5 protein-coding genes are annotated in these 8,092 nt (G+C 71.4%); 2 read left to right on the top strand and 3 right to left on the bottom strand.

From position 1 onward, the window contains the following. Nucleotides 1-112: 112 nt before the first annotated feature. Both NUH29_RS04815 and NUH29_RS04810 read right to left on the bottom strand, forming a co-directional pair. Nucleotides 113-1,852, bottom strand: coding sequence for a dihydroxyacetone kinase family protein (locus tag NUH29_RS04815; RefSeq protein ID WP_258797873.1), 1,740 nt, complete (start codon nt 1,850-1,852; stop codon nt 113-115). Between the two features lie 65 nt (nt 1,853-1,917). Continuing rightward, nucleotides 1,918-3,207 (bottom strand): MFS transporter, encoded by a 1,290-nt coding sequence (locus NUH29_RS04810; protein WP_373317435.1) that lies wholly within the window; start codon nt 3,205-3,207, stop codon nt 1,918-1,920. Nucleotides 3,208-3,467: 260 nt separating this feature from the next. Between NUH29_RS04810 and NUH29_RS04805 the strand changes: the two genes are divergently transcribed. After that, the gene (locus NUH29_RS04805; protein WP_258797871.1) at nt 3,468-4,202 is read left to right on the top strand and encodes a FadR/GntR family transcriptional regulator; all 735 of its coding nucleotides are present in this window, start codon (nt 3,468-3,470) and stop codon (nt 4,200-4,202) included. 13 nt (nt 4,203-4,215) lie between these two features. Continuing rightward, nucleotides 4,216-5,922 carry a SulP family inorganic anion transporter gene (locus NUH29_RS04800; RefSeq protein WP_258797870.1) on the top strand — a complete coding sequence of 569 codons (1,707 nt, stop codon included), beginning with the start codon at nt 4,216-4,218 and terminating at the stop codon, nt 5,920-5,922. Nucleotides 5,923-5,929: 7 nt separating this feature from the next. On the opposite strand, the gene NUH29_RS04795 is transcribed toward NUH29_RS04800, so the two are convergent. Then, nucleotides 5,930-7,942 carry a glycosyl hydrolase family 28-related protein gene (locus NUH29_RS04795; RefSeq protein ID WP_258797869.1) on the bottom strand — a complete coding sequence of 671 codons (2,013 nt, stop codon included), beginning with the start codon at nt 7,940-7,942 and terminating at the stop codon, nt 5,930-5,932. Nucleotides 7,943-8,092: the final 150 nt, after the last annotated feature.

Genomic DNA, 8,092 nt, shown 5'->3' with positions numbered 1-8,092 from the left:
TCGATGACGGAGGCGACGAGGTCGCTGGTCTCGAGGTCGGCTTTGAGGGCTTCCTTGTACTGGTAGCCGGCGTCGTCGGCGCCGACCACGATCCGCAGGGGCTGCAGGGCGGTCATCGAACGGTGTCCTTTCGCGAGAGGGCGGCGGCCGCGGCGGTCACCACGAGGCCGAAGGAGTGGGCGCCCGCGTCGGGCGTGCCGAGGCTGCGCTCGGCGTGGGGACGGGCGCGACCCATCCGCGGCAGCAGCTCGGCGGTCGCCGCGGCCGCCTCGGTCGCGGCCGCCGATGCGGCATCCCAGGCGTCGGCGAGCTCGTCGCCGGCGGCGACGCGCGTCTCGAGCACCTCGACGAACGGCACGATGGCGTCGACCATGGTCTTGTCGCCGACCTCCGCCTTGCCGTAGGCGCGGATGCCGTCGAGCGCCTCGCGGGCGCCGAGGGCGAGGGTCGCGGCGTCGGGCGCGACCTCGTCACCGATACGCGTGCCGAGGGCGCGCAGCATCACGCCCCACAGCGCACCGGAGGTGCCGCCCGCGCGGTCCGACCAGGCGTCGGCCGCCCGGACGAGTACCGTGCCCGCGCCCGCACCGGCGTCGTGCGCGTCGCGTGCGGCGACGGCGGCCGCGGTGGCTCCGCGTTGCATGCCGATGCCGTGGTCTCCGTCGCCGGCGACCGCGTCGATGCGTCCGAGCTCGTCGACGTGCGCGTCGATCACGGCGGCGGTCGCGTCGAGCGCAGCGGTGACGCGTGCCGCGGCACGGCGGGAGCCCTCGGAGGCCGGCGCCATCACGGCCTCCGAGGAGGTCTGCGGTTCGGGATCGGCCTCGACCGCCTCGCGCGGCGGGACGGATCCCTTGCGGTAGCCGGGGGCGTCAGCGGGTGCCGCCCACAGGGTCTCGAGTTCCTCGTCGAGCCAGACCAGGGTCAGCGAGGCGCCCGCCATGTCGAACGAGGTGCAGAACTCGCCCACCTCGGGCTCGACGATCTCGACCCCCGCCTCCTCCAGACGGCGGGCGATGCCCCCGTACACCACGTACAGCTCCTCGTACTTCACCGAGCCGAGACCGTTCAAGACCACCACCACCCGCTGACCCGCAGGAGCGTCCACCCCGTCCGGCAGCTCCCCGAGCAGCGCCTCGACGAAGATCTCCGCCAACCCGTCCGCGGTCGGGATGTCGGTCTCCCCGATCCCCGGCTCGCCGTGGATGCCGAGCCCGAGCGCCATCCGCCCCTCCGGCACCGTGAACAACGGCTCCGCCGCACCCGGCAACGTGCAACCCGTGAACGCCACCCCGAAACTGCGGGTGCGCTCGTTCGCGAGGGTCGCGACCCGCACCACCTCGTCCAGCTCGTACCCGGCCTCCGCCGCCGCACCCGCGACCTTGAACACCACCAGGTCACCCGCGATCCCACGACGCCTGTGCTTCTCCGCCACCGAAGCCGAGGAGATGTCGTCGGTCACCCGCACCGTCCGCGTCGGGATGCCCTCCGCGATCAACTGCGCCTCGGCGGCGTCGAAGTTCAGCACATCACCCGCGTAGTTGCCGTAGGACAGCAGCACACCCCCGCCGTGCTCCGCCGCCCGCGCCACCGAGAGCACCTGCTGCGTCGACGGCGAGGCGAACAGATTGCCCATCGCCGCCCCGTGGGCCAGTCCCGCACCGACCAGCCCGCCGAACGCCGGATAGTGCCCCGACCCGCCGCCCACGACGAGAGCCACCGTGCCCGGCTCCGAGCGGGTCGCCCGCGCCACACCCCCGTGCACCGCGCGCACGCGGCCGCGGTTCGCGGCCACGAACCCGGCGACGAGCTCATCCGCGAAGGCTGCGGGTTCGTTGAACAGGCGGGTCATGGGAGTGCTCCTCACGTGGGCCGGGCGGCGGCCGGTCGAGTCGACCGCCGCCCGGGTCCGGATCGTTACTTGCCGGGGTCCTGCGCGGTGGCCGTCACCGGCACGTCGGACTGCGCCGTCGGGACGGCGGTCGCCCCCCGCCGTGCGAGCAGCACCATGAGCACGGCCGAGAGCAGCATGAACCCGCCCACGATGAACATCGGCACCTGGTAGCCGCCGGTCCAGTCGTGCACGGCGCCCGTGATGTACGGGGCGCTGAAGCCGGCGAGGTTGCCGATCGTGTTGATGAGCGCGACGCCCGCTGCGGCGGCCGCCCCCGTCAGGAACCGGGTGGGCAGCGTCCAGAAGTTCGGCAGGGCCGAGAAGATCGCCATCGCGGTGACCGCGATGAGGGCGATCGTCGCCGCCGGGCTGCCGGCGAACAGGGCGAGCGGGATCGCGACGGCACCCGCCACCGCGGGGATCACGATGTGCCAGGTCTTGAGGCCCCGACGCGAGGCGTCACGCGACCACAGCCAGAGCGCGATGGCGGCGGGCACGTACGGGATCGCCGTGATGAGGCCCTTCTGGAACACGTCGAAGGTCACGTCGAACTGCGACTGGAAGCCCTCGATGATCGTCGGGAGGAAGAACGCCAGGGCGTAGAGGCCGTAGATGAAGCCGAAGTAGACGAAGGCGAGCATCCAGACGCGTCCGCTGCGGAACGCGGACTTCCAGTCGTGCTTGGCCTCGACCTTCTCGGTCGCCGCCTTCTCGGAGGCGAGGGCGGCGGTCAGCCACTCCTGCTCCTCGGTCGTGAGCCACTTGGCGTCGGCGGGCTTGTCCTTCAGGTAGAACCACGCGATGACGCCGATGATGATCGCCGGGATCGCGACGCCGAAGTACATGAAGCGCCATCCCTCGAGGCCGAAGAAGACCCCGTGCTGCTGGATGAGGAGGCCGGCGAGCGGGGCGCCGATCACGGTGGTCAGCGGCTGAGCCAGGTAGAAGAGGGCGAGGATCTTGCTGCGGTGCTTCGACGGCACCCACAGCGAGAGGAAGAGGATCGCGCCGGGGAAGAAGCCGGCCTCCGCGACGCCGAGGATGAAGCGCAGGATCGTCAGCTGCTCGAAGTTCTGCACCCAGGTGAAGAGCAGCGCGACGATGCCCCAGCTGACCATGATGCGCGACAGCCAGCGACGGGCGCCGAAGCGGTGCAGGGCCAGGTTCGACGGCACCTCGAGCAGGATGTAGCCGATGAAGAACACGCCCGAGGCGAACCCGAACTGAGCCGCCGAGAGGGCGAGGTCGTCGTTCATCCCGTTCGGTGCGGCGAACCCGATCGCGGTGCGATCGAGGTAGTTGATGAAGAACATCAGGGCCACGAACGGCACGAGCCGTACCGCGACCTTCCTGATTGCCGACTTCTCGAGCGGCGATGCGGTGGATGTGGTGTCCACGTCGACTCCTTCTTACTGATGACGTCGTTGTCCCGCGCTGGGTTCGCGCGTTCGAGGATCATTATTGGTCAACCGGTTCGCCAATGTCAACCGGTTGACCGGATTCCCGGTAAATCTCTCGCGCCCCCTCCGTTCGGCGCCTCACGCGGCGGATCCTCCTTGCTAGCGTTACCCGCATGCCGGCATACCCCAAGGACGAATCGGACGTCATCTCGGCGTCGCTCGGTCGTCTTCCGTCCGGCAGCCCCGTCTCCGCGGTCACCACGAGGCTGCTGGAGCTCTTCACGAGCGGGGAGATCGCGCCCGGCACGCGCCTGCCACCGGAGCGCCAGCTCGCCGCCACCCTCGAGGTCGGCCGCTCGGCCGTCCGCGAGGCGCTCGCCGCACTCGAGGTGCTCGGCGTCGTCGACGTGCGACCCGGATCCGGCACCTACCTGCGCTCGGCCACGAGCGAGCTGCTGCCGCAGAGCCTCAGCTGGGGGATCCTGATCGGGCACCGGTCGACCGAGGAGCTCGCCGAGGTGCGCGGCGCCCTCGAGATCTACGCCGCGCGGCTCGCCGCCGAGCGGATCACCGCCGACGGCGCCGCCCGCCTCGAGGCGCACCTGGGCAGCATGCGGGCGAGCCTCGACGACCTGCCGACCTTCGTCGAATCCGACCTCCAGTTCCACCTCGAGCTCGCGCACACGACCGGCAACAGCGTGCTCGTCGACCTGCTGCAGATCATCCGCTCGCTGCTGCGGGTGTGGGTGGATCGCGCGGTCGAAGACGTCGAGCACGCCCGCACGGCGCTCGCCGAGCACAGCGCGGTCATGGAGGCGATCCGCGCCGGCGACGGCGACGCCGCGGCCTCGGCGATGGCCGCCCACATGCTCACCGCCGGGCGCCGGCTCACCTCGCTCGCGAGCTAGGCGCGAGGTCCGGATGGCTGCCGCGACTCCCCCATCCGGGATCGCCGCGGTGCGCGGCCGGGTGGCTTCGGCGTTCTCGCGGCGCACCCTCGGCAAGGACGTCGTCGCCGGAGTCGTGCTCGGCGTCGAGAGCGTGCCCGACGGTCTGGCATCCGGGCTGCTCGCGGGCGTCAACCCGATCGCCGGACTCTACGCCTACCTGTTCGGCATGGTGGGCGCCGCCTTCGTCACGTCGAGCGCCTTCCTCGCGGTGCAGGCCACGGGCGCGATGGCGCTCGTCGTCGCCGACGCCGGCCTCGCGTCCCGCCCCGACCCGGAGGCGGCGCTGTTCACCCTGAGCATGATCGCGGGGGTGCTGCTCGTCGTCGGCGGGCTGCTGCGGGTCGGCACGCTCGTGCGCTTCGCCCCCACGGCCGTCATGACGGGATTCCTCACGGCGGTCGGCGTGAACATCGTGCTCGGCCAGCTCTCGAACTTCACCGGCTACGACGCCCGCGGCGACAACCGCGTCATCCGCACCGTCGACACGATGCTGCACGTCGCCGACTGGAAGCCGTCCACGGTATTCGTGGGCGTGCTCACGGTGCTGCTCATCGTGCTCTTCGCGCAGACCCCCGTCGGCAGCCTGGGCCTCGTCATCGCCGTGGTCGTCGGGTCGCTCGTGGCCTGGGCGGTCGACCTCGGGCCGCTCGCCCACGTCGCGACCATCGGCGACCTCGTCACGGTGCCGCACGGCCTGCCGGCGCCGGTGCTGCCGAGCTGGGGCGACATCGCCTACCTCGTCGTGCCCGCGTTCTCGCTCGCCTTCGTCTGCATCGTGCAGGGCGCCGGGGTCTCGGCGGGGCTCCCCACCCCCGACGGCAGGACGCCGAACGCGTCGCGCGACATCGTCGGTCAGGGGGTCGGCAACATCGTGGCGGGAGTCTTCCAGGGCATGCCGGTCGGCGGCTCGATGTCGGCGTCCTCCCTCGTCATCCAGGCGGGCGGGCGCACGCGGCTCGCGCTCTTCGTCGCGGGCGCCGTGATGGCCCTCGTCGTGCTCGTCGCGTCGCCGCTCGTCTCCTTCACCGCGATGCCGGCCCTCGCGGGACTCCTCATCGTCGTCGGGGTCACCTCGATCAAGCCGACACGGGTCATGTCGGTGATCAAGACCGGCCCGCTCCAGACCACGGTGATGGCGGTGACCTTCGTGCTCACCCTGCTCATCCCGCTGCAGTTCGCGGAGCTCGTCGGCGTGGGACTCGGCATCATCCTCTTCGTCGCCCAGCAGTCCAATCGCGTGCGGGTGCGCGAGGTGGAGCTGACCGACGACGGGCGGATGCGCGAGGTCGGCCCGCGCCCGCACGTCGGAGCGGGCGAGATCGTCGTGCTGCAGCCCTACGGCAGCCTGTTCTTCGCGAGCGCGCCCACCTTCGAGACCCAGCTGCCCAAGGTCGACGCCTCCTCGCGCAACTCGGTGGTGATCGTGCGGTTGCGCGGCACCGACCAGATCGGGCTCGCCCACATCGAGGTGCTGCGCCGCTATGCGGCACGGTTGCGCGAGGCCGGGTCGACGCTCAAGGTCGTGGCGAGCGAGCAGCGCGTCATCACCCAGCTGCGGGCGACGCAGCTGGCTGCGGAGCTCGGCCGCGGCAACATCTACCGCGGCAGCGAGTGGGTGGGCGCGGCCGTCCTCCGCGCCCACCGCGACGCCCGCGCCGAGATCGCCGCCCGGAGCTGAGCCGCGCCTACGGCTGCACCCAGGGCGACGGGGCGGGCGGCACCACGACCGGCGGGCGGTCGTCGCAGGTGATCGTGTTCGGCAGCTCCCACGCCGCCATCCACGGCCCCGTCGTGCCGCCGCCGTCGTTGCCGCCGAGGTCGGTCACCGCGAACTCGCTGCCCGCGGGGGTGAAATGGAAGCTGCCGCAGTTGTTGATGCCCACCGCCCCGACGTTCCGCGCATCCACGTTCCGGAAGTCGGCGGATCCCGCGGCGCGGGCGCTCAGCACCGAGGTGCCGGTGCCGTCGACGCGGATGTCCGCGAAGTGCACCCCGCGGATCTCGTAGAGGTCCTTCACGGGCCAGTCGGAGACGACCATGATCGCGTTGTAGGTGCTGTCGAGGAAGTGGTCGCCGCTCACCTGCACATCCGCGTCGATCGAGCGGTCGAGGGCCATCAGCCAGATCGCACCCAGACCGATGTTCCAGTTGAGCTCGTAGGTTCCGGCGCGCACGGTCGTGTTGTCCTGCACGCGGATCGTGCCGGCGAACGGCTCCGCCCCGAAACGCGCACCGAGGTGGATGCCCGAGCCCTCGCGGACGGGATCCGCCACCAGGTTGCCCTGCACCGTGAGGTCGGTGCCGCCGTAGAGCGCGATGCCGTTCGCGAGGGTCGGCGTCTGCACCGTGTTGCCGACGAACGAGTTGCGCGCGTTCTGGTCGTCCTCGGCCCACATGGCCAGCGCGTCGTCGCCCGTGTTGCGGATCGAGGAGTTGCGCACGGTGGAATCGGTCACGCCCCGGTGGAAGTTCACGCCGTCGGCGATCTGGTCGACGATCACGGTGTCGCTGATGGTCACGTTCGACATCGGGCCGTCGAGCCAGATGCCCACCTTGGTGTGCTGGATGTAGAGGTCGTCGACCGTCGAGTCGCTGAGCGCTCCCCCGATGCCGTTGACCTGGTCGGTGTCGATGCGCTCGCGCACGTCGCCCTGGATCGCGAAGCCCGACAGGTGCACGTCCGTGCTGCCGCCGTCTGCGGCATCCCTGCCGGAGAAGCCGACGCCCGTGTGCACCGAGCCGTCGGGGGCGGGCTCCGCGAGCGCGACCTCCGAGCCGCGGAAGATCGTGTACCAGCTGCCGGCACCCTCGATCGTGACGTCGTCGACGACGATGTGCCGGTCGACCCGGTAGACCCCCGGCGGCACGTACACCGGCAGGTGCAGCTTCTTCGCCCACCGGATGGCCTTCTCGATCGCGGGGGCGGAGTCGCGCCGACCGGTGGGGTCGGCGCCGAACAGCAGCGCGTTGGCGGCCTTCAGCCGCACGTGCGGCGCGCCGACCGCCTGCGAGTCGAGCAGGTCGATGATCGTCCATGCCGCGCTCGATCCGGCGGGCATGGTGAGCCGGATGACGGTCCCGGCCGGGTAGCTGCGCCCCAGCAGCATGCGCTGCTCGTCGTAGAAGTGCATCGGACGGAACGGCGTCTGCACCTGGTAGTCCGGGCTCGGCACGCAGCCGCACTCGGTGATCCACCAGTCGGGGTGCAGCAGCTGCGCGTTCGGGTCGTTCGTGAACGGGTACTGGTTGTAGAGCCAGGAGTACTGGGAGGTCAGCGTCATGGTGCGGGTCGGGCCGCTGCCGACCTTGACGCCGAGGGGCGCCGTGATCCCGCCGCCGGTCGGCGCGTCCGGGATGCTGTAGCGCACCGTGATCGCGTTCGCCGCGGCGGGCAGGGTGAACTCGACGTACTGCCCGGCGGTGAGTCGCACCGCGCTCCGGCCCGAGGCCTCGGCGGCGAGCGTGTAGGCCGTGCGGTCCGGTCCGATGACGGTGCCGGTGTGGGTCGCGTTCTCGGCCTCCTGCTGGACGACGCCCAGCTCGGCACCTCGGCCGGCGACGAGGGCGGGGTCGATCGCGGCGCGCGTCACGACGGGCGCCGCCGGCGACGCGGAGGCGGATGCGGTTCCGGCGAGCACGCCGGTCGCCGCGAGGGCCGTGGCGAGCAGCACGGCGAGGGTGGTGGGGGGACGGGTCATCGTCGACTCGTTTCTCTCGTGTGGGGGCCGCACGACGTCGTGCGACGAGAATCGAGCCCGACTGTAGGTCTCGCCGTCAGAGATTCACAAGACCTGCATGTGAATTGCCGCGAAACTGTCGACTTCTTGCAGCATCCGCGTCGCGACGCC

The organism is Protaetiibacter mangrovi, assembly GCF_024752305.1.
GTDB lineage: Bacteria > Actinomycetota > Actinomycetes > Actinomycetales > Microbacteriaceae > Homoserinibacter > Homoserinibacter mangrovi.
The sequence above is the reverse complement of the archived record's forward strand: the minus strand, read 5'-3'. Positions and strand labels throughout refer to the sequence as shown.

Excerpts from the sequence above, each read along its gene's own strand:
- NUH29_RS04815 (WP_258797873.1), bottom strand. The coding sequence starts at position 1,852 with ATGACCCGCCTGTTCAACGAACCCGCAGCCTTCGCGGATGAGCTCGTC.
- NUH29_RS04805 (WP_258797871.1), top strand. The coding sequence starts at position 3,468 with ATGCCGGCATACCCCAAGGACGAATCGGACGTCATCTCGGCGTCGCTC.
- NUH29_RS04800 (WP_258797870.1), top strand. The coding sequence starts at position 4,216 with ATGGCTGCCGCGACTCCCCCATCCGGGATCGCCGCGGTGCGCGGCCGG.
- NUH29_RS04810 (WP_373317435.1), bottom strand. The coding sequence starts at position 3,207 with ATGTTCTTCATCAACTACCTCGATCGCACCGCGATCGGGTTCGCCGCA.
- NUH29_RS04795 (WP_258797869.1), bottom strand. The coding sequence starts at position 7,942 with ATGACCCGTCCCCCCACCACCCTCGCCGTGCTGCTCGCCACGGCCCTC.